The following is a 20,301-nucleotide window of genomic DNA, read 5'->3' on the forward strand; positions in this document are numbered from 1 at the left end:
GTTCTGCCCACCTTCTGTACGGCGAGCCGCCCCAAGCCCACCCGCCGCCGCCGGCCGGCGTCTGTCCAGGGAGACGTTCATCGAGCGCGCGGCCGGCCCGCCGTTACGCGGCAGGCGACGCCAGCGGGCCCCTACGACCGCCGGTCGGCCAGGAGCAGCACGGCGGGAAGCGCGGCGATGAGCGCCATCGCGATCGCCGCCGTGCCGAGCCGCCCCGAACCCAGGAGCGGCGTCACCAACGCGGCACCGATGGGTGGGGTGGCCTGCATGAGCGTTCGCAGGATGGAGAACCCTCTGCCACGGAGTGGGGCGGGGATCCGCGCCATCCGCAGGGACTGCGCCCAGACGGTCATGGGTGCGCTGAACAGGCCGATCACCAGGAATCCCGCGGCCACGCCGATCGTGTGCGGCGAGGTGAACACCAAGAGGAACCCCGTGGCGGCGACGAGCTGGACCAGGGCGATGGTCCTGACCGGGCGGGATCTCGGCGTCCACGCTCCCGCGGCAGCGGCGCCTGCCAGCTCACCCGCCGACAGGGCGGCCAGCAGGACGCCCAGGGTCTGCGCGCCGCCGGCGAGCTGGGTCTTGGCCAGCCAGGGGCCGACGACGAGCAGCATCCCGGCGGCGACGTTGAAGGCCATGAACGCCAGCGTGGTCCCGACCAGCACCCGATCTCGCAGCAACGTCCCGATCCGGAGCCGCACGCCGGGGCCGTGCGCGTCACCTCCGGTTCGGCGTTCGTCAGCGGGAGGCGGGCCTGCCGTATTCGCCGGCACGGAGGGGGAGTCGGGGGCGAGGGGGCGGCGGACCGCCAGGGCCGTAAGGGCGAACACCGCATAGGACAGCGCGTCGAAGGCGAGCACCGCCTCGCTGCCCAGGCCTGCGATCAGCAGGCCGCCCAGTGCGGGCCCGACCATTCCGGCCAGGCTGAACGCCAGCGACTCCAGGGCGTTGGCGGCGTCCAGGTCCTCGGGCTCGACGAGGTCGGGAATCGCGGAGGGGAAGCCGGCAAGCGGGACCATCTTGAACAACCCGTAGACGCCCGCCACGACGAAGGGCAGCACGGCGGGAACCTCTCCGACAGCCGCAGCGATCGGGATGGACGCCATGGCGGCGCCGCGCACCACGCTGTCGACCGCGAGGACATGTCGCTTGTCGAACCTGTCGAGGACAGGGCCGGCGATCAGGCCGCCGACGAAGACGGGCAGCGTGTAGCAGACGGTCAGCAGGCCGAGCCGCCCGGTGCCGCCTGGCTGGGAGAGCACCAGCCAGGTGAGGGCGACGAAGGTCATCCCGTCGCCGACCAGGGAGAGCGACGAGCCCAGCCACAGGAGGCGGAAGTCGCGGCCGGACAGGGCGCGGCGGTAGGCGCCCAGCCGGCTCTGGACGGAGTGGTTGGCAGGCATGCGGACCAGCGTGGCCTGACGAGGTTCTCGAACGCTGGCGGCCATCGGTCGCCGTCTTCAGCGGGAGATCTGCTCGGGGCTTCACGTGGACGGATTCAACGTGAGCGGGACTGATCGGCATCGCGAGGTTCATGAACGCCGGCCCGGCGAAGCGGCAACACCTGGCGCTGTCGACCAGGAGCAGGGCCGCCTGAGCGGGGTGAGGGTTCCGTGGGGGGCGAGGTGATGAGAGGTCGGAGGGGCGTTTGCTGGGGATGGGGCGAGGGGTGTGGGTCGGTGTGGGGGCGAGGTGATGAGAGGTCGGAGGGGCGTTTGCTGGGGATGGGGCGAGGGTGCGGGGACGAGGTGGTGAGGGGGCGTGGGCGTTTGCTGGGGATGGGGCGAGGGTGTGTGGGCCGGTGGGGGGGCGAGGTGGTGAGAGGGTCCTGGGGGCCTGCCGGGGATGGGCTGAGCGAGTGGTGGGCCGGGGTGTGTGGGGGGCGAGGTTGTGAGAGTTCGGCGCGGGCGCTTGCTGGGACAGGGCGAGGTTGTGGATCTGCGTGGAGACCGGCTGCGGTGGAGGAGGTGGGGCGTGAAGCAGTGGGGTGGCGGAGGTGTGGAGAAGCTTGCCGGGGCGGGCGGGATCATGACGGTGCGGCGGTCGAGGAGCCGGAGGTGGAGATGACGGCTCCCTTGGCGGCGCGGGCGAGACCGCCGGGGGATCTCGCCGACTGTGTGGAGGGACGTCTGCGGTGGCTGGTGGGGTCTCAGCGGTGCGGCGTCGGGGTCTCAGCGGTGGGGCGCCGAGATGTTAGCGGTGGCTGGTGGGGGTGCGGCGTCGGGAGTCAGGGGTGGTTGGTGGGGTCTCAGCGGTGGGGTGTTGGGATGTCAGGGGTGGGTGGTGAGGTCTCAGTGGTGGCGTGTTGGGATGTCAGGGGTGGGTGGTGGAGAGGGTGTGGCGGGTGTAGTCAAGGGCGTGCGTCGCGAAGGCCGCGCGGGACGCGCCCGGTACTCCGATGACGATCTGGGTGCTGAACCCGTCGAGCATCGCGCGTAGCCGTACCGAGAAGGCCTCCGCGTCGATCGGGGCGAACTCGCCGGACCGCATGCCGTCGTCGAGCAACCGGATCAGGTCTTCGTGCCAGCGCCGGTCCAGCTCGGCCTGTGTGTTCCGTAGTTCGGGCACGGCGAGGGTGCGGCTCCACACGTCGACCCACAGCAACCAGCGCGGGTCGGCGGTGCCGGTGGGCAGGTAGAGGTCGATGTACTCGGCGATCCGGTCGCCCGCGGGTGTGCTCCGCCCGATGAGCTCGGCTCGCCTGGGCGCGAGGCGTTCCTCGCTCCAGCGCAGCGTTTCCAGGAGTACCTGGTCCTTGCTGCCGAAGTAGTACAGGATGTGGCCGCCGCTGGTCCCGAGCCGCCTGGCCAGTCCCGCCATCGTGAGGTCGGCGAGCCCGTGCTCGGCGATGGCGGCCATCGCGGCCTCCAGTACCTGCTCTCGTGGGCGATCCAGCCGGCGATGCTCCCGCGCCATTGCTCACCTTGCGATAACGGTCGTTGACGAATCCTTGACGGACCACTGTACGGCAGTGCATTTTGAATGCCATTCAATCGCTTTGAACGCCATTCAAAGACTGGCTCGAGGAGCCTCCATGATCCAGCCGCATGTGGCCCCCACGGCCGCTCCAGCCTCGCCCTCCCTGGCCCGGATGCTCGGCCTGTTCGGCGCCGTCCTGCTCACCCTGTCATGCATCACGCCCGCGTCCTCGCTGTTCATCATCGTTCCCGAGGTGCTCGCAGGGCAGGGCAGCGGCGCGGTGCTCACGCTGCTCGCGGGGGTGGTCGTCTCGGCCGCCGTCGGCTGCTGCTACGCCGAACTGGGCACGCTCAAGCCGAGCTCCGGCGGCGAGTACGCCATGGTGACGGCGATGCTCGGCCGGTTGAGTGGCTGGCTGACCTTCGGCCTGTCCATCTCCCTGCTGATCGTGATCCCGCCGATCATCGCGCTGGGCACGGCGGACTACCTGAGCGACCTGTTCTCGGTGGACCGGGCCGTCGCCGGCGCCGTCGTGATGCTGGCCGCCGCCGCGTTCGCGGTGCTCGACATCAGGTCGAACGCCCTGATCACCGGCATCTTCCTGGCCATCGAGGTGGTCGCCGCCGGAGTGGTCGCCGTGCTCGGCCTCGCGAACACCAGGCGCGGCGTCGACGTCCTGGTCTCGCCGGTCCTGCCGGACGGGCACGGCGGCACCTCGCCCTTCGGGGTGGCCGCCCTGATGGCGGGCCTGACCGTGGCCATGTTCGTCGTGAACGGCTTCGGCACGGCCACCTACCTCGCTGAGGAGATCAAGGAGCCGCGACGCAACATCGCCCGCACGGTGTTCTGGTCCCTCGGTCTGGCGGCCGTCGTCATCATCGTGCCGGTGACAGCGACGGTGCTGGGTGTCGGCTCCCTCGACGACCTGGTCAACGGCTCCTTCTCCGACTATGTCCGGGCCTGGGGCGGCGACGGTGTCGCCACCGCCGTGGACCTCGGCATCGCCATCGCGATCTTCAATGCCGTCCTGGTGATGGTGCTCCAGAACGGCCGGGTCGTGTTCGCCTCGGCGCGCGACCGCGCGTGGCCCGCGCCGGTCAGCGGGCTGCTCACCCGGATCCACCCGCGCTGGGGCTCGCCCTACGTGGCGACGCTCGTCATCGCCCTGCCTGGAGTCGTGATGGCCGCGCTGCTCGACATCGAGCAGCTGCTGGGCCTCACGTCGGTGATCGTGACGGTCGTCTCGCTGCTGCTCGCCGCGGCCGCACTGCGATCCCGTACGGCGGAGCACCGGCGGGAGCGGGCGTGGCGGATGCCGTTGTGGCCGGTCCCGCCGCTGGTCGTGATCGGGGCCCTGGGCTACGCGCTGTTCGAGCAGGACCTCGGGGATCTGCTCATCGCGGCCGGCATCGTCGTGCTGTTCGCGGCCTACCACGTCCTGTACCTGCGGCCACGGCGCGCGACCCACTGGCTCGTCACCGTCCCTGAGGACTGACCGGCCAATGACAACCGATGAAGGACCGCTGTCTCTGGGGGTTGGCGAGTTGTGACCCGTGAGGGACCCGCTGTCTTCAAGGGTTGGCGGGTTGTGACCTGTGAAAGACCGCTGTCCCTGAGAGCTGGGGGCATGGCGACTCGTGGGGGTCCGCTGCTCCTGAGGGTTGGGGGTTGTGGCGCCCTGCGAAAGACCGCTGTCCCTGAGAGCTGGGGGCATGGCGACTCGTGGGGCCCGCTGCTCCTCAGGGTCGTGGCGACTTGTGAAGGGCCGCTGTTCCTGAGGAGGGACGCGGCGTGGCGACCGGCGCCCCCCGGAGGATCGGCGGGTCATGACGGCCCGTCGACACCCGCCCCCGAAGACTGACCGATCATGAAGAACCCCGTCAAGGAGGACGGATGACGATGACCGCCGACCTGATCGTGCGGAACGCCCGGATCCACACCGTCGACGACGCCTGTCCCGAAGCGGAGGCGCTGGCCGTACGGGAGGGCAGGATCGTGTGGCTCGGCGCCGACGCCGACGCGCCCGCGGCGGCGGAGACGATCGACGCCGGAGGCCGTCTCGTGCTGCCCGGCTTCGTGGACGCGCACAACCACGTCCGGCTCGGTTCTGACGACGCGTGCGTGCAGCTCGCGGGCGCCGCCGACCTGGCCGAGATCGGCCGCAGGATCGACGCCTGGCGCGCCGCGCACCCAGGGGCGGCCTGGGTCGAGTGCGAGGGCTTCGACTACTCCGCGCTTCCCGGCCTGCCCACGGCCGCGGAGCTGGACACGCTCGTCGGCGACCTTCCCGCGATCGTCTTCGGCTACGACGTGCACACGCTGTGGGCCAACACCGCGGGCCTGCGCCGGCTCGGCATCGACCGCGACCACACCGAGCTGCCGTTCGGCGTTGCTCAGGTGGACGGGTCGGGGACGCCCACGGGCTTCGTCACCGAGTTCGCCGTGCGTGGCCTGTCCCGCGACGGCAACCGCGCGCTGGCCGCGCTCGGGGTCCCGTGGGCGGGCCCCGACCGGCGGTACGCCCGGCTGCTCGGCAGCCTGGACATGGCCACCGGGTACGGCATCACGACGATCGTCGAGCCGCAGAACTCGCTGGACGATCTGGAGCTGTTCGAGCGTGCCCGTGCCGAGGGCCGGCTGCGTTCGCGGCTGATCGCGGCGCTGTTCCACCCGAAGGGGACGGGCGCCGCCGATCTGGCGGCGTTCGCGCGGGCCGCCTCGCGGTACGACGACGAGTGGTTGAGCGCGGGCCCGCTCAAGCTGTACATCGACGACGTGGTGGAGCCGCGCACCGCCGCGCTGCTGGAGCCGTACTGCGGGCACGGCGAGCACAGGGGCGACACCTTCTACGCTCCCGAGGAGTTCGCCGAGTTGCTGGCCTCGCTGGACGCGGCGGGCTTCCAGGCGTTCGTCCACGCCACCGGGGACCGGGGCATCCGCACGGTCCTGGACGCCGTCGAGCACGCCCGGCGGGTCAACGGCCCGCGGGACGCCCGCCATCAGGTGGTGCACGTGGAGTGCCTCGACCCTGCCGACGTGCCGCGCTTCGCTCAGCTGGGCGTCGTCGCCTGCATGCAGCCGCGGCACTGCTCGCCCGACATCGCAGGTCCAGGACGCGACTGGGCGGAGGCGGTGGGGCGGGCCAGGTGGCCCAAGGCCTGGCCGATGCGTTCGCTGCACGAGGCGGGCGCCGTCCTGGCCTTCTCCAGCGACTGGAACGTTGCCGAGATGGATCCCATGGTCGGTATCTACACGGCCGTCACCCGGCGGGGGCTGGCCGGCGGTCCCGCGTGGATGCCGGAGGAGCGGCTGAGCCTGGCGGCCGCGATCCGCGCCTACACGTTGGGGTCGGCGTATGCCAACTTCCGCGACCACGACCGCGGCTCGCTCACCCCCGGCAAGCTGGCCGACTTCACGATCCTCTCGGACGACCTGTTCGCCATTCCGGTGGAGGCCATTCCTCACGTCCGCGCCGACGTCGTCGCCGTCGGCGGGCGCATCGTCCACCAGACGGCCTGACCGCCCACGAACGGCCCGGCGACGGCTCCGGGCGGTGTCCCGTGCGCGAGGAAGCCGTCCGACGTGCGGGAAAGCGGCTGAGGGAGTCCGGTTCCTGGCGGCGTCCCAGTGCGCGAGGAAGCCGTCCGGTGGGACGCCGGTGCGGGAAGTCGGCACGGCGGGTCCTGCCCTGGGCGCTGTCCTGTGTGCGAGGTCGGCGTCCGATGGGCGCCGGTGCGTGAAGGGGGAGTGTGGCAGGCTCGGAGGGGTGATCAGCGAGGAGGTCGCCTTCGCGGCCATGGAGAGCCGGGACCCGAGGTTCGACGGCTGGTTCTTCGTCGCCGTCACCACCACCGGCGTCTACTGCAGGCCGAGCTGCCCCGCTGTCATGCCGAAGCCCGAGAACGTCCGCCTGTTCCCCTCGGCCGCGGCCGCCCAGGTGAACGGCTTCCGGGCCTGCAGGAGGTGCCGTCCGGACGCCGCCCCGGGCTCGCCCGAATGGAACGTCCGCACCGATCTGGCCGCCCGAGCCATGCGGTTGATCGCCGACGGCGTCGTCGACCGTGAGGGGGTGGCGGGGCTGGCGGCCCGGCTGGGGTACAGCGAGCGGCAGGTGCACCGCCAGCTGGTGGCCGAGGTGGGCGCGGGGCCGCAGGCGCTCGCGAGGGCGCAGCGGGCGCAGACGGCCAGGATGCTGTTGGAGTCGAGCAGCCTGCCCATCAGCGACGTGGCGTTCGCGGCGGGGTTCGCCAGCATCAGGCAGTTCAACGACAGCTTCAGGCAGGCGTACGCCACCACCCCGAGCAGGTTGCGGGACGGTGCGGGGCCGACGCCGGGCGGGACGGTGTTGCGCCTCGCCTTCCGCCCGCCCATGGACGTTCCCGCGATGCTGCGTTTCCTGGGGGAGCGCGCCGTGCGGGGGATCGAGGAGTACAGGGACGGTGTCTACAGCAGGTCGCTGGCGCTGCCGCGGGGCGCGGCGGTCGTGACGATGCGGCACGTTCCCCGCGCCGACCACGTGCTGTGCGAGCTCAGGCTGGACGACCTCCGGGACCTCACGGCGGCCGTCCAGCGGTGCAGGAGATTGCTGGACCTCGACGCCGACCAGCAGGCGATCGACGCCTTCCTCGGCGCCGACCCCGAGTTGGGGCCGCTGGTCGCGGCCCACCCTGGGCTGCGGGTGCCGGGGTGCGCGGACCCCGGTGAGCTGGCGGTGCGCGCGCTCGTGGGCGGCCAGGAGGCCGCACGGCTCGTCCACCGGTACGGCAGGCCGCTGACGACGACGCAGGGGGCGGTCACGCACACGTTCCCCGACCTGGCGACTCTCGCCGAGCAGGGCGTTCACGGCGAGACGGTGCGGGCGCTCGCGGACGGGACGGTCACCATGGACGTGGGCGCCGATCCCCTGCACGTCCGCAAAGGGCTTCTCGACCTTCCCGGCCTCAGTGAGGAAGCGGTCGCCTGCCTCATGATGCGGGCGCTGCGCGACCCCGACGTCCTGCTGCCGCACCTCGCGGGCCGCGTGCGCGAAACCTGGCGCCCCTGGCGTTCCTACGCCACACAGCACCTGTGGGCCGATTCTCCTTAGCATGGTGGTCATGGCACGCAAGTCCTCCAGCGCGTGGGAATGGAGCCGCACCGCGCAGACACGCAAGGTCATGCTGCGGGCGGCCAGAGAGGTGTTCGGCGAGCACGGCTTCGCCGAGGCGAACGTGGCCGACGTGGTCGCCAGGGCCGGCTCGAGCGTGGGCAGCCTCTACCACCACTTCGGCGGCAAGGCGGAGCTGTTCATGGCGCTGTGGGAGGACCACCAGGTCGCCCAGGAGCAGGCGTCGGCCTCCAGCGTCGCCAAGGCGAAGCAGGACGGCGTCGACGACCCCGTCGAGCTGCTCATCACCGGTTCGCGCGCCTATCTGGAGGGCGCGTGGGACCGGCGGGACCTGGTCAGGTTGTTCATGGACGGTGACGGGCCCCCGGGGTTCGAGCTGCTGCGCCGTACCAGGGGACGGCAGTGGCTGCGGCAGAACGCGGTGCTGCTCGGCGCGGGCTCCGAGCCGATCGACCGGTTGACGGTCGCGGTGCTGACCTCGGTCATCGGGGAGGCGGCCAGGGAGGTGGCCACCTGTGACACCGAGGAGGAGGCGCGGCAGGTGATCGAGGCGGCGGTGGTGCTGCTCAGGCGGCTCGATCCGGTCGCCAGGGTGGAGCCGCCCGATGTCGGGTCATGAGCGGCGGGCGGATACGGTGTGGGCGTGGTTGAACGATCCCTCGCGCATGCCGGTAAGCACGTCTTCCCCCGCACGGTCCGTTTCGCGGACATCGACTCTCAGGGGCACGTGAACAACGTCCGCTTCCTCGACTATCTGGAGGACGCGAGGTTCGGGATGCTGCACATCGACCTCCACAAGGAGGGCGAGGAGACGTTCAAGGGCCTGGTGGTGGCCAGGCACGAGATCGACTATCTGCGTCCGCTGTCCTTTCGCGCCGATCCGGTGCTGGTGGAGACGTGGGTCACCGAGATCAGGCCGGTGCGGTTCACGCTCGACTACGAGATCCGCGACGAGAACGAGGTGTTCGTGCGGGCCCGCTCGGTGATCGTCGCCTACGACGTGGAGAATGCGGCGCCACGCAGGCTGCGGCAGGACGAGATGGCCTACCTCAAGCGCTTCGCCTGACGGGGGCGTCCGGCCGGGCTGTGCGGTCCGGCCGAACCTCCCTCACTCACTCGGCGCGCAGCCAGGCGGCGGTGTCGGGCGGCAGGAGACCACCGGTGAGCGCGCCGCTGGACAGCAGCACGTGATCGTGCGGCGGCAGCCGTACGGGCTCGGTGCCACAGTTGATCACGCAGGTCAGCGGCCCGCGGGCGAAGAAGAGCGCGTCGTCGGGGGAGTCCCGCCACTCCAGCTCGTAGGGGATCGACCGCACCAGGTCGCGGCGGCCGGCCAGGGCCCTGCGGTAGAACTCCAGCGTCGAGTCGCCGTCTCCGGTCTGCGCCGCGACGCTCAGCTCCTGGAAAGCCGGCGGCTGCGGCAGCCAGGGAGCCACCCCGTCGGCCGAGAACCCGTACGGCGACGCGTCACCCGACCAGGGAATCGGCACCCGGCATCCGTCACGTCCTGGAAGCTTCCCCTCCGACTGGAAGAAGATCGGATCCTGGCGCGCCTCGGGTGGAATATCTTTCACCTCAGGGAGGCCAAGTTCCTCCCCCTGGTAGAGATATGCAGACCCGGGCAGCGCGAGCATGACGAGCAATGCGGCTTTTGCCCTGGAGAGTCCGGTTCCGGGATCGGCGGTGTCGTAGCGGGTGCGATGCCGTACGACATCGTGGTTGGACAGCACCCACGTCGCGAACGGGACGGTCCCCAGCGTGTCGTCGATGACCTTCCTGAACGCCGTCGCCGACCACGGCGCCTGCAGCCAGGCGAAGTTGAAGCTCTGGTGCAGCTCGTCGGGCCGGACGTAGAGGGCGAGGTCGGCGGCGCTGTCGGTCCACACCTCGCCGACCGCCATCCGCTCGCCGGGGAAGGAGTCCAGCAGCTTGCGCCACTCGCGGTAGACGTCGTGCACCTCGGGTCTGCCCCAGACCGGCGAGATGGACGTGAACGACTGGTCGTCGACGTCCGGCAGGCCCTCCGCCTTGTACAGGCCCATCGCCACGTCGATGCGGAACCCGTCGACGCCGCGCTCCAGCCAGAACCGCAGCACGTCGAGGAACTCCTCGTGCACCTCGCGGTTGCGCCAGTTGAAGTCGGGCTGCTCAGGCGCGAACAGGTGCAGGTACCACTGCCCGTCGGGCACCTGCGTCCACGCGGGACCGCCGAACGTCGACTGCCAGTTGTTGGGCCGGTCGCGGAAGACGTAGCGGTCGCGGCCCTCGCCCCCCAGCGCCGCCTGGAACCACGGGTGCAGGGAGGAACTGTGGTTGGGGACGATGTCGACCAGGACCCTGATGCCGTGCGTGTGCGCGTCGGCCACCAGGGCCTCGAAGTCGGCCAGCGAGCCGAACAGCGGGTCCACGCCTCGGTGGTCCGCCACGTCGTAGCCGCCGTCGGCCATCGGCGAGCGATAGAACGGGGTCAGCCAGATCGCGTCCACGCCCAGCCCGGAGAGGTACGGCAGGCGCTCCCTGACCCCGGTCAGATCGCCGACGCCGTCTCCCGAAGCGTCGGCGAAGCTGCGAACGTAGATCTCATAGACGACGGCGTCACGCCACCAGGGGATATCCATGTGGCGTGTATTGCCCGTTATACGGGTGAGTTCACCAGGCTGTGGGCGGCCATCACGAGATAGTCCCAGAGCCGGTTCTCCAGCTCCTCGGGCAGGGACAGGTCCTGCACGGCGTCGTGCATGTGCTTGAGCCACGCGTCGCGCTCGGCCTCGCCGATCACGAACGGCACGTGCCGCATGCGCAGCCGTGGGTGGCCGCGCTGCTCGCTGTAGGTCTTGGGGCCGCCCCAGTACTGGACGAGGAAGCCGCGCAGCCGGTCCTCGGCCCCCGCGAGGTCCTCTTCCGGGTAGAGCGGCCGCAGCAGCGGGTCCTCGGCGACACCCTCGTAGAAGCGGTGGACGAGCCGGCGGAAGGTCTCCTCGCCGCCCACGGCCTCATAAAACGAACCCTTGGTCACGATCTCAGGCTATCCATTCTTCATCGTCGCAAGCTCCACAGCTCGCGCCTACGGCAAGCACGGTCACGGGCACTGTCACGGTCTCACCGCTGGTCGCCCGTCCTCCCACGCCGCTCCAGCGGGACTTCGCCTCCCGCCGTCACGTCGTGGACGGTGACCGCTCCCCTCGGGGGAGTCGACCGCTCCCTTCGATAAGCGCTCACGCGACCAGCGCGATTCCCGCACCGTCGAGCGCGGCCTTGACGCGCATCCTGAGCTCCCGCGCCACCTCCGCCTGCCTGGACGGCAGCGTCTTGGCGGAGACGCGGAAGATGACCGAGGTGTCGGAGATCTGCTCGATGCCGAACACCGCCGGCTCCTCCACGATCACGCTCTCGCGGTACTCGGGGTCGTTCCACAGGTCCTCGGCCACCCGTCCCAGCAGGGCACGGACGGCGGGGACGTCGGCGTCGTAGGCGACGGGCACGTCGATGTAGGCGCGCGACCAGCCCTGCGACTCGTTGCCGACCCGGGTGATGGTGCCGTTGCGGATGTACCAGACGCGGCCGTCGGCGTCGCGGAGCCTGGTGACGCGCAGCGTGACGGCCTCGACCGTGCCGATGGCGGCGCCGGAGTCGATGACGTCGCCGACGCCGTACTGGTCCTCCATGAGCATGAACATGCCGGCGATGAAGTCCTTGACGAGTTCCTGCGCGCCGAAGCCGATCGCGACGCCCAGGATGCCGACGCTGGTCAGCAGCGGCGCGATGGGGATCGTCAGCCGATCGAGGACGGTCAGGACCGCGGTGCCCATGATGACGATCGAGGCGACGTGGCGCAGGACCGACCCCATGGTCTCGGCACGCTGCTTGCGCCGCTCGTTGAGCAGGATGTCGATGCCGTCGGTCGAGGGGCCGCCCCTCCGGAGCCGCCCCGAGATGGAGGTGCTGTTGCCGGCCCTGTTGACGACGCGGGTGATGAGCCGGTGGGTGACATTTCTCACCACGACGGCGATCACGAGGATCAACACCACCGTGATGATGCTGGCGAGGACCGGAGCCCACGCCCCACCTGGCAGGAAGTCGCGAATGCCCTGGCAGAAGATCGTGTCTGCCTTGCAAGCCTCGCCGAGGTCGTTCATCACCGAGGCTGGGTCGAAGGAGCCAGTCGTCGTTGGGGCCGGTGATGGCGAGACAAGCAGGAACACGAGGTAGATCCCCCTCCGGAAGCGGCTCGGCCGACAAATCTTGTGGATCGTTACGTCCCAAAAGATACTGCCGACCGAACCGGCCGCCGTCACATCACGCCGGGGAAGACGGGTCCGCCGGCTCCCGGGGCCGCGGGGGGCGGGAGCCGACGAACCGGTGACGAACGACTCGGACGAGACACACACCCGGAAGCATGTCCCGACCGTTTCCGGGAGGGATCCCCCGACCGTCCTTCGGGCGAGCCCGGAGAACGCTTCTACGCGTACGGCGAGCGGCCGAGTGGCCGTGCCGTACAAGACTGTGGTGGAGCAGGCGGGAGCCCGCGCGCAGCGAGTGACGCACGGGAACCGACGGGATGCCCAGGGACCCCCTGGATGGGAGACCCTCCGCACCGGACACCCCGCCGGCCCCGTGGGGCCGCGGTCGGGACGGTGAGCCGCGGTGGCTGCGCTCCACCGGGGTCACCGTCACGGGTCACTCCCCTACCGCGGCGAGCACGCGCGCGATCTTGGTCGCTGCGCCTGCGGGATCGTCGGCCTTGTGCATCGGTTCGCCCCACGACCAGCAGTAGTCCCAGTCGCGGACCTCGTCGGAGGGCCGGCAGGTGACGTTCTCGGCCAAGCTGGTCGCGTTCGGGTTGATCACTCTCACGAACAGGCGTCCGGAGTGTGTCCGAACCACCCTCGCGAGCATTCCGCGAGCGTCTAGCTCGGATACCAAACGCTCCAGGTGCCCGAAGTCATCGCCCACCCTCTCAGCCTCCCTCTAGCCGAATCTTTGCTGGTGAGAGAAAGATGACTCATGACCATGGCGGGGGTCAACGCACCCGCGACCCCCTCCGGGAGTGCCCCTGACCCTCGTGGGTTGTAAGAAACAGTCCTCTGGAGGACGATCCTTATCCGTAAGCTTCAAGGGGCCATTTTCTTCCTGTCACTAATGGTTCATAGTTTTCTTGAGGCAGAGTGCATCCCTCCCGCTACTCTGCGTCAGTAAGGTGCCTTGCGGCTCAGAGAGAGGGGCCGGGATGTCCGGCAGGCAGCACAGGGAAACGGAGATCGCCAGGCGGATCCGGGCCAAGGGTCTGGCCAGCGGCCGCTCATGTGCTCAGATCGCCGAAGAGATCCACGAGACATGCAGCCCCCAGTTCGGCACGACGAAGATCAAGGGGCATCGACTGGCCCACGGCATCGCGCTGGCCGACGTCATCGAACAGGTGCGAGCGCTGTTCGAGCGCGACCAGAAGCCGGCCCCCGGGATCGGCGAGACGCTGCTGTCGGCCTACGAGAGCGGTCTGAAACGCCCGGGGCCCGAGTACCTCCACTACCTGTGCACCGTCTACCGCGTCGAGCCGATCTCACTCGGCTACGACGGCCCCTGCATCTGCGGGCACGGGCACCGCATGCCGGGCCTGCGCACGGGCAGCGCGGACGAGGACAGGGCGGATCTGCCCGCGCGGCCGCGGGACCTCTGGCTCGTCCCCGCCAACGGCGATCCGCAGGGGCGCGAGACTGCCGCGGAGGAGGACGAGAACGTCCTGCGCAGGACGTTGTTAACGCTTCTCGACACGGCGAGCGCAGGGCCGATCGGCGAACTGGCTCCCGAGATCCTGGGCGCCGTCGAAGGCATCAGACGGCGCATGGACGAGACGCTCGTCATGGCCACGGTCTCGCCGGCGATGCTCGACCAGTGGGAGGAGGCCACGCTCAGCTTCGGCCGCCAGTACACCAGCACGCCGCCGCTGAGGCTGCTGTGCGACGTGCTGCTGGAGCTGAGCGCCGTACGCGCCGCGATGTCCCGCCGCCAGCCGACGGATCTGGCCGAACGGCTGTGCAGGATGGCCGCCCAGCTGTCAGGGCTGAGCGGCATGATCATGATCAACATAGGCGACCACAGGCTCGCCCGAGCCTTCTTCCGTACCGGTCGCACCGCCGCCGACGAGACGGGCGACCGCGCGCTGCGCGCGTGGATCACCGCCCGCGAATCGCTCGTGCCGCTCTACTACGGCGACGCCCGCGAGGCGCTCAACCTCGCCAAGAAGAGCCGCGACCTGGCGGGGGCGACCCCCTGCGCGGCGCAGGCCATGGCCCCGGTCGTCGAGGCCCGCGCTCTCGCGCTGCTGGCAGGCAACAACGGCAAGAAGGAAGTGGTCGACCAGGCCAAGCGCGCGCTGGCCAAGGCCCGCTCGGCCTTCTCCCACATGAAGGCCCACGAGCAGGAGGACGTCGCCTTCGGCTACACCGAACGGCAGCTCTACTTCTACCAGGGAGACGTGCTGACCAAGCTGGGGCAGACGATCGAGGCCGACGTGGTGCTCGAGCAGGCGCTGGAGAAGTACTCCGACCACATCCTCGACCAGACGCTCATCAGACTCGACAGGGCGCAGTGCAGGCTGATCGAAGGCGACATCGACGAGGCGCTGGAGGTCGCCATCGACGCGGCACGCCTGCTCAAGCCCGAGTACCGCACCGACTTCATCCTCCGGCCCGCCGTCGAGTTCGCCAGGTCCGTGGAGGCGAGCGGTGGCAAGGACTACCCCGCCCTCCAGGAGTTCTATGAGCTCATGGGAATCGGGGGAAAGAAGGCATGACTCTGGTCATCCGGCGATACCGCTGGTCCGACCTCGACGCGATCTACGCCCTGCACCAGGTGTGCCTGGCGCAGGTGGGCATCGTGCCTGGCGACGGGGTCTACTACGACGACGACTTCCCCCGCATTCACCAGGTCTACCTGGGGTGCGGCGGGGAGTTCCTCGTCGGTGAGAGCGGTGGGCGCCTGGTCGCGATGGGCGGGCTGCGCCCGGTCGGCGGAGACGCCGTGGAGGTGTGCAGGCTGCGGGTGCATCCCGACTACCAGCGGCGCGGCTTCGGGGCGACGATGCTCGAGGCGCTGGAAGAGCGGGCGATCATGCTCGGCTTCACCCGGCTGAGAGGCGACACGACCGTCGGCCAGGACGCGGCGCTGGCCCTCTACGAACGGCAGGGCTGGACCGAGCTGTCCAGGCAGCAGGTGGGCGACCACATCGTGATCTACGGCGAGAAGAGCCTCGCGCCCGTCATGGCTCCGTGAAACCGGGTGTTCTGCCCCCCGCATAACATCATGGGCCAGGCGCGAAGGCGGCTATAGCGTCGTCGAGTGTGCTGATCCGACTGCTGAGGGCGCACCTGCTCCCGCATCGCCGCACGCTCGCCGTGCTGGCCGTCCTTCAGACCGTCCAGACGCTCGCCCTGCTCTACCTTCCGGCTCTCAACGCGGCCCTCATCGACGACGGCGTGCTCAAGGGCGACCTCGAACACGTCTTCAGGCTCGGCGGCGCGATGCTGGCGGTCACGCTCGCCCAGGCGGCGGGCGCGGCGGTCGCGATCCGGCTGGCCTCCCGTACGGCCACGGCCGTCGGCAGGGACGTCAGGTCCGAGGTCTTCGCCAAGGTGCAGGAGCTGTCCGGCGGGCAGCTGGCCAGGTTCGGCACGTCCTCCCTGGTGACCCGTACCGTCCACGACGTCCAGCAGGTGCAGCAGTTCACACTGTCCGCCTGCGTCGTGCTGGTCCCTGTGCCCATCATGTGCGTGGGCGCGGTGGCGCTGGCCCTCGGCCACGACGCGCCGCTGTCGGCGACGCTGCTGGTCATGACCCCGCTGCTGGGCGGCGCGCTGGCGCTGGTCGTGCGCGGGCTGCGGCCGCTGTCGTCGGCCACGCAGCAGGGGGTGGACACCACGAACAGGATCCTGCGCGAGCAGATCACCGGCGTCCGCGTCATCAGGGCCTTCGTCAGGGAGGAGCACGAGCGGCTGCGCTTCGAGGCGGCCAACCGCGGTCTGGCGGACCTCGCGGTCAGGGCGGGAAGGCTGCAGACGCTGCTGCTGCCGCTGTCCACGGCCCTGGTCAACGTCTTCAGCGTCGCGGTCGTCTGGTTCGGCGCGGGCCGGGTCGGCGCGGGCGAGCTGATCGCCTTCCTCGCCTACCTGACCCAGATCGTCACGGCCGTGACCTCCGGCATGTTCGTCCTGATGACCATGCCGCGTGCCGAGGCGTGCGCGGCGCGGATCAGGGAGGTGCTCGACGCCGAGGAGGGGTTCGCTCCGCCTGCCGTACCGGTGCGGGCGCTGCCCGCGAAGGGGCGGGTGGAGGTCAGCGCGGCGAGCTTCACCCATCCAGGCTCGCTGACTCCCGCGCTGCGCGGGGTGGACCTGGTGGCCCGCCCCGGGCAGACCACAGCCGTGATCGGCCCCACGGGCAGCGGGAAGTCGACGCTGCTCGCCCTGGTGCCCCGGCTGTTCGACGCGACCGGAGGGCAGGTGCTGGTGGGCGGGGTGGACGTGCGCGAGCTCGATCCCGCGCTGCTGTCGGCGACCGTTACGCTCGTACCGCAACGGCCCTTCCTCTTCTCCGGCACCGTCGCCTCCACCCTCAGGTACGGCACGCCGCAGGCGACGGACGCCGAGCTGTGGCACGCGCTGGAGGTGGCGCAGGCCCGCGACTTCGTCAGACGCCTCGACCACCCGGTCACCCAGGGCGGCGCCAACCTGTCGGGCGGCCAGCGCCAGCGGCTGACGATCGCCAGGGCGTTGCTGCGCCGCCCCCTGATCTACCTGTTCGACGACTGCTTCTCCGCGCTCGATCACGACACGGAGGCGGCGCTGCGCGCGGCGCTGGCAGAGGAGACCCGCGGGGCGACCGTGGTGATCGTCGCCCAGCGGGTCAGCGCGGTCATGGCCGCCGACCACGTCGTCGTCATGGACGCGGGCCGGGTGGCGGGCGCGGGCACGCACGCCGAGCTGCTGCGCGACAGCGGTGTCTACAGGGAGATCGCGCTCTCCCAGGAGCCGGCGTGATCCGGCTGGTGCTGCGGCACCGGGTGCTGCTCGCGGGCTCGTTCTGCTGCGGTCTGGTGAGCGTCGTGCTGGTCGTCGCGGGACCGCTGCTGCTCGGCAGGGCCACCGACCTGGTCGTCGCGGGTGACCTCGACGAGCTGGCGCCCGCGCTCGGCGTGACGCTGGCCGTCTACGTCGTGTCCGGGGCGTGCTGGGCGGCGCAGGGCCGGCTCACCACCAGGCTCGTGCAGCGGACGGCGTTCACGCTGCGCGCCGACATCGAGGCCAAGCTCGCGAGGCTCCCGCTCTCGTACGTCGAGGGGCGCGGGCGCGGCGAGCTGCTCAGCAGGGCGACAGGCGATGTCGAGGCGATCACGCTGGCGCTGCAGCAGTCGGTCAGTCAGGTCATCAACTCCACCCTCATCGTGGTCGGGACGCTGGCGATGATGGTGCGGATCTCGCCGCCGCTCGCGCTCGTGGCGGTGATCACCGTGCCGGTCTCGGCGGCGATCACCACGGCGGCGGGCAGGCGCGCGCGGCCGTTCTTCGACCGGCAGGGCCAGGCCATGGGTGAGCTGACCGCGCAGGTGGAGGAGGCGTACACGGGCCACGACCTCGTGCGGCAGTTCGGCAGGGGGCCGGAGTCCTCGGCGGCCTTCCGCGAGCTCAACCAGGCCCTGTTCGAGGCGGGTTCGCGGGCGCAGTTCGTCAGCGGTCTGATCCAGCCCGCGCTCGCGTTCGTCGCCAACCTCGGCTACGTCGTCGTAGCGGTGTTCGGCGGGCTCCAGGTGGCCTCCGGCACGCTGTCGATCGGCGCGGTGCAGGCGTTCGTGCAGTACGCCCGCTCCTTCGCAGGCCCGCTGTCCAACATCGCCGGCCTGTCGGCGCTGGTGCAGGCGGGCATCGCCTCGGCCGGGCGGGTGAGCGAGCTGCTCGCCGCGGAGGAGGAGCCGCCGGAGCCCGCGCGCGGCACCGGCGACGCGCCGCGCGGGCACGTCGTCTTCCACCGGGTCGGCTTCCGGTACGCCGACGACGCTCCGCTGCTGGAGAACGTGTCGCTGGAGGTCGCTCCCGGTCAGACGGCCGCCATCGTCGGACCGACGGGCGCGGGCAAGACCACGCTGGTCAGCCTGCTGATGCGCTTCCACGAGGTGAGCGAGGGCCGGATCACGGTCGACGGCGTCGACCTCGCCGAGGTTCCCCGCGCCGAGCTGCGCGCGAACATCGGCATGGTGCTGCAGGACACCTGGCTGTTCGGCGGCACCGTCGAGGCGAACATCGCCTACGGCGCGCCGCACGCGAGCAGGGAGCAGGTCGAGAGAGCGGCCCGCCTGGCCTGCGTGGAGCGGTCGCTCGACACCGTGGTCGACGAGGAGGGCGGAGTGCTCAGCGCGGGGGAGCGGCAGCTCATCGCGATCGCCAGGGCGTTCGTCGCCGACCCCGCGATCCTCGTGCTCGACGAGGCGACCAGCTCGCTGGACACCAGGACGGAGGCGCTGGTGCTGCGGGCGATGCGGCAGCTCAGGCGGGGCCGTACCTGTTTCGTGATCGCGCATCGCCTTTCGACGATCAGGGATGCCGACCTGACCATCGTCATGGAGGCGGGACGGATCGTGGAACAGCGCCCGCGCGGCCCGTTGCCGGGCGATCGGCGGCCCCCGGCGACGCTCCGCGACGAGACCTGACGCCCATCGAAAAGAGGGGTGTGATGCGTAAGGGTCTGAGGTGATTGCCCATTTTGCCGTTTTCGGTCGGAGGGGTATTGGGGAGCCCGCGAGGTATGGTCTTCCCCCTGCGTGTAACAGCAGCCCCTCCGGCTTCTCGCGGTGAGCCACCGCGCGCGAACGGTAGTGAGATGCTGCGGTGCATGGCAGTGGTGCCCGCTCCCCGACCCCTCATGGGAGCCGTGCTTCTGTTGTTCGTCAGCGCCGCTTGGGGGTCGGCCTTTCCGCTGATGAAGAGTCTCATCGACGAGCCGTTGCACATGTCGGTGACCGATCTTCTCGCCGAGCGGTACACGATCGCGGCCATCGCGCTCTTCCTCATCAGACCGAGGTGCCTGACCGGCCTGGCGAAGGGGACCTGGTCGCGGGGGATCGTGCTGGGGATCATGTTCGGGGTCGGCCAGACCATGCAGGCCTTCGCACTCGACGACCTCTCATCGGCGGTGTCAGGGTTCGCCGTCGGCTGCAACGTCGTGATGACTCCTCTCCTCGCGCTCGTTCTCTTCCGCGTCAGGGTGCCGCGGCGCATCTGGTACGGGGTGGCCCTCGCGCTCGTCGGGGTGACGATATTCGCGCTGATGAAGGGCGACGGGGTCAAGTTCGCGCCCGTGGCGCTCGGCCTCACGCTGTGCGCGGCGGCGCTGTACGCGTGCCACACGCTGGTGCTCGCCAAGTTCTCCAGGTCCAACTACAACGCCTACGCCATCACGGTCATCCAGTTGCTCACCATCGGGCTGCTCACCGGGATGATGGCGGTGCCCGACGGGCTCGACGCGCCGCCGGGGCCGTACGGCTGGCTCAAGCTCGGCCACCTGGCGATCGTCTCGTGCGCGCTCGGCTTCCTGGCTCGTTCCTTCGGCCAGCGCCACCTGCACGCGGTGCCCAGCGCGGTCCTGCTGTCGTCGCAACCGCTGTGGGTGGCCGTCATCGCGATGTTGTGCGACGAGCCGGTCGGGATGAGCGTGCTGGTGGGCGGGCCCTTCATGGCCGCGGCGATGCTGCTGGCCGTACCGTCGAAGGGCGAGCCCGTCGTGGTCGGCGACCCACCCGCTCGGGTGCCGCAGGCGCCGGAGGCGGACGAGGGCCTGCGCTGGGCGGCCAAGCAGGCGGCGGAGGCGCTCGCGTCGCTGCGCACGCCCGAGCGCGCGTCCCCGCCCAAGCCTGTCCCTGTGAACCTCGAGCAGGTCAGGGACTGCTGGATCAGGGCGGCGGAGCGCGACCCCGACGCCGAGCCCTGGTGCTCGCTGGCGCGCCCTGGCGGCGGGCCGGGCATCGACCGGCTGATCGAGCACGCCACGGAGATCGTCAGAGCCAGGCACGAGATGCCGGGCCAGGAGGGATGCCTGACGTTCCCGCTCAGCGGACGCTGTTTGTGCGCATTGCGGCCCGCCCCTGTCAAGGAAACTGAGCCCCACGAGATGCCAGATATCGGTGTGGTGCGGTAATTCAGACCTCTTTCTTATAGGTATTGAAGTTTGTCGACATCTCAACTACATGTGTCTTTACCGAGCAGGGGAGGACGCATGAAGAGGATCGT

Annotated in this window: 16 protein-coding genes; 10 read left to right on the forward strand and 6 right to left on the reverse strand. The window is 70.4% G+C overall.

Annotated elements, in window-relative coordinates; translation table 11 throughout:
- Positions 1-131 precede the first annotated feature (131 nt).
- Together ACFSKW_RS13635 and ACFSKW_RS13640 are read right to left on the reverse strand one after the other, a co-directional pair.
- Complete coding sequence (locus ACFSKW_RS13635; protein WP_379572581.1) at positions 132-1,406, reverse strand: MFS transporter; 1,275 nt, start codon at positions 1,404-1,406, stop codon at positions 132-134.
- A 910-nt stretch (positions 1,407-2,316) separates the two neighbouring features.
- Positions 2,317-2,919: a TetR/AcrR family transcriptional regulator gene (locus tag ACFSKW_RS13640; RefSeq protein WP_379572582.1), complete on the reverse strand. Its 603-nt coding sequence runs from the start codon at positions 2,917-2,919 to the stop codon at positions 2,317-2,319.
- Positions 2,920-3,037: 118 nt separating this feature from the next.
- On the opposite strand from ACFSKW_RS13640, the gene ACFSKW_RS13645 reads away from it, so the two are divergent.
- The 5 genes from ACFSKW_RS13645 to ACFSKW_RS13665 all read left to right on the forward strand — a co-directional run bounded on the left by ACFSKW_RS13645 (position 3,038) and on the right by ACFSKW_RS13665 (position 9,095).
- Positions 3,038-4,417, forward strand: coding sequence for an APC family permease (locus tag ACFSKW_RS13645; RefSeq protein WP_379572583.1), 1,380 nt, complete (start codon positions 3,038-3,040; stop codon positions 4,415-4,417).
- Positions 4,418-4,815: 398 nt separating this feature from the next.
- Complete coding sequence (locus tag ACFSKW_RS13650; protein WP_379572584.1) at positions 4,816-6,441, forward strand: amidohydrolase; 1,626 nt, start codon at positions 4,816-4,818, stop codon at positions 6,439-6,441.
- A gap of 247 nt (positions 6,442-6,688) precedes the next feature.
- Entirely contained in the window at positions 6,689-8,008 is a 1,320-nt protein-coding gene (locus ACFSKW_RS13655; protein ID WP_379572585.1) for a bifunctional transcriptional activator/DNA repair enzyme AdaA, read from the forward strand.
- Positions 8,009-8,018: 10 nt separating this feature from the next.
- Positions 8,019-8,648 (forward strand): TetR/AcrR family transcriptional regulator, encoded by a 630-nt coding sequence (locus ACFSKW_RS13660; RefSeq protein ID WP_379572586.1) that lies wholly within the window; start codon positions 8,019-8,021, stop codon positions 8,646-8,648.
- Positions 8,649-8,672: 24 nt separating this feature from the next.
- Positions 8,673-9,095: an acyl-CoA thioesterase gene (locus ACFSKW_RS13665; protein ID WP_379572587.1), complete on the forward strand. Its 423-nt coding sequence runs from the start codon at positions 8,673-8,675 to the stop codon at positions 9,093-9,095.
- Between the two features lie 46 nt (positions 9,096-9,141).
- Here the strand turns inward: ACFSKW_RS13665 and ACFSKW_RS13670 are convergent, their stop codons facing one another.
- The 4 genes from ACFSKW_RS13670 to ACFSKW_RS13685 form a co-directional block, all read right to left on the reverse strand.
- Positions 9,142-10,647, reverse strand: coding sequence for a glycoside hydrolase family 13 protein (locus ACFSKW_RS13670; RefSeq protein WP_379572588.1), 1,506 nt, complete (start codon positions 10,645-10,647; stop codon positions 9,142-9,144).
- Between the two features lie 17 nt (positions 10,648-10,664).
- On the reverse strand, positions 10,665-11,045 hold the full coding sequence (locus ACFSKW_RS13675) for a globin (RefSeq protein ID WP_379572589.1): 381 nt from the start codon (positions 11,043-11,045) through the stop codon (positions 10,665-10,667).
- A gap of 199 nt (positions 11,046-11,244) precedes the next feature.
- Positions 11,245-12,054, reverse strand: a complete 810-nt coding sequence (locus tag ACFSKW_RS13680; RefSeq protein WP_379572590.1) for a mechanosensitive ion channel family protein — start codon at positions 12,052-12,054, stop codon at positions 11,245-11,247.
- A 652-nt stretch (positions 12,055-12,706) separates the two neighbouring features.
- Entirely contained in the window at positions 12,707-12,883 is a 177-nt protein-coding gene (locus ACFSKW_RS13685) for a hypothetical protein (protein ID WP_379572591.1), read from the reverse strand.
- A 373-nt stretch (positions 12,884-13,256) separates the two neighbouring features.
- Here ACFSKW_RS13685 and ACFSKW_RS13690 point away from each other — a divergent pair, with 373 nt between their 5' ends.
- From ACFSKW_RS13690 to ACFSKW_RS13710, 5 genes are all read left to right on the forward strand, one after another.
- Positions 13,257-14,819 carry a tetratricopeptide repeat protein gene (locus ACFSKW_RS13690; RefSeq protein WP_379572592.1) on the forward strand — a complete coding sequence of 521 codons (1,563 nt, stop codon included), beginning with the start codon at positions 13,257-13,259 and terminating at the stop codon, positions 14,817-14,819.
- A complete protein-coding gene (locus ACFSKW_RS13695; protein WP_379572593.1) occupies positions 14,816-15,298 on the forward strand; it encodes a GNAT family N-acetyltransferase in 483 nt (160 codons plus the stop codon). Before ACFSKW_RS13690 ends, ACFSKW_RS13695 begins: the two co-directional genes overlap by 4 nt.
- A gap of 68 nt (positions 15,299-15,366) precedes the next feature.
- Positions 15,367-17,061, forward strand: a complete 1,695-nt coding sequence (locus ACFSKW_RS13700; RefSeq protein ID WP_379572594.1) for an ABC transporter ATP-binding protein — start codon at positions 15,367-15,369, stop codon at positions 17,059-17,061.
- Positions 17,058-18,725 (forward strand): ABC transporter ATP-binding protein, encoded by a 1,668-nt coding sequence (locus ACFSKW_RS13705; protein ID WP_379572595.1) that lies wholly within the window; start codon positions 17,058-17,060, stop codon positions 18,723-18,725. Before ACFSKW_RS13700 ends, ACFSKW_RS13705 begins: the two co-directional genes overlap by 4 nt.
- A gap of 221 nt (positions 18,726-18,946) precedes the next feature.
- On the forward strand, positions 18,947-20,209 hold the full coding sequence (locus ACFSKW_RS13710; RefSeq protein ID WP_379572596.1) for a DMT family transporter: 1,263 nt from the start codon (positions 18,947-18,949) through the stop codon (positions 20,207-20,209).
- Positions 20,210-20,301 lie beyond the last annotated feature (92 nt).

The organism is Nonomuraea mangrovi (genome assembly GCF_042681425.1).
Taxonomy (GTDB): Bacteria; Actinomycetota; Actinomycetes; order Streptosporangiales; family Streptosporangiaceae; genus Nonomuraea; species Nonomuraea mangrovi.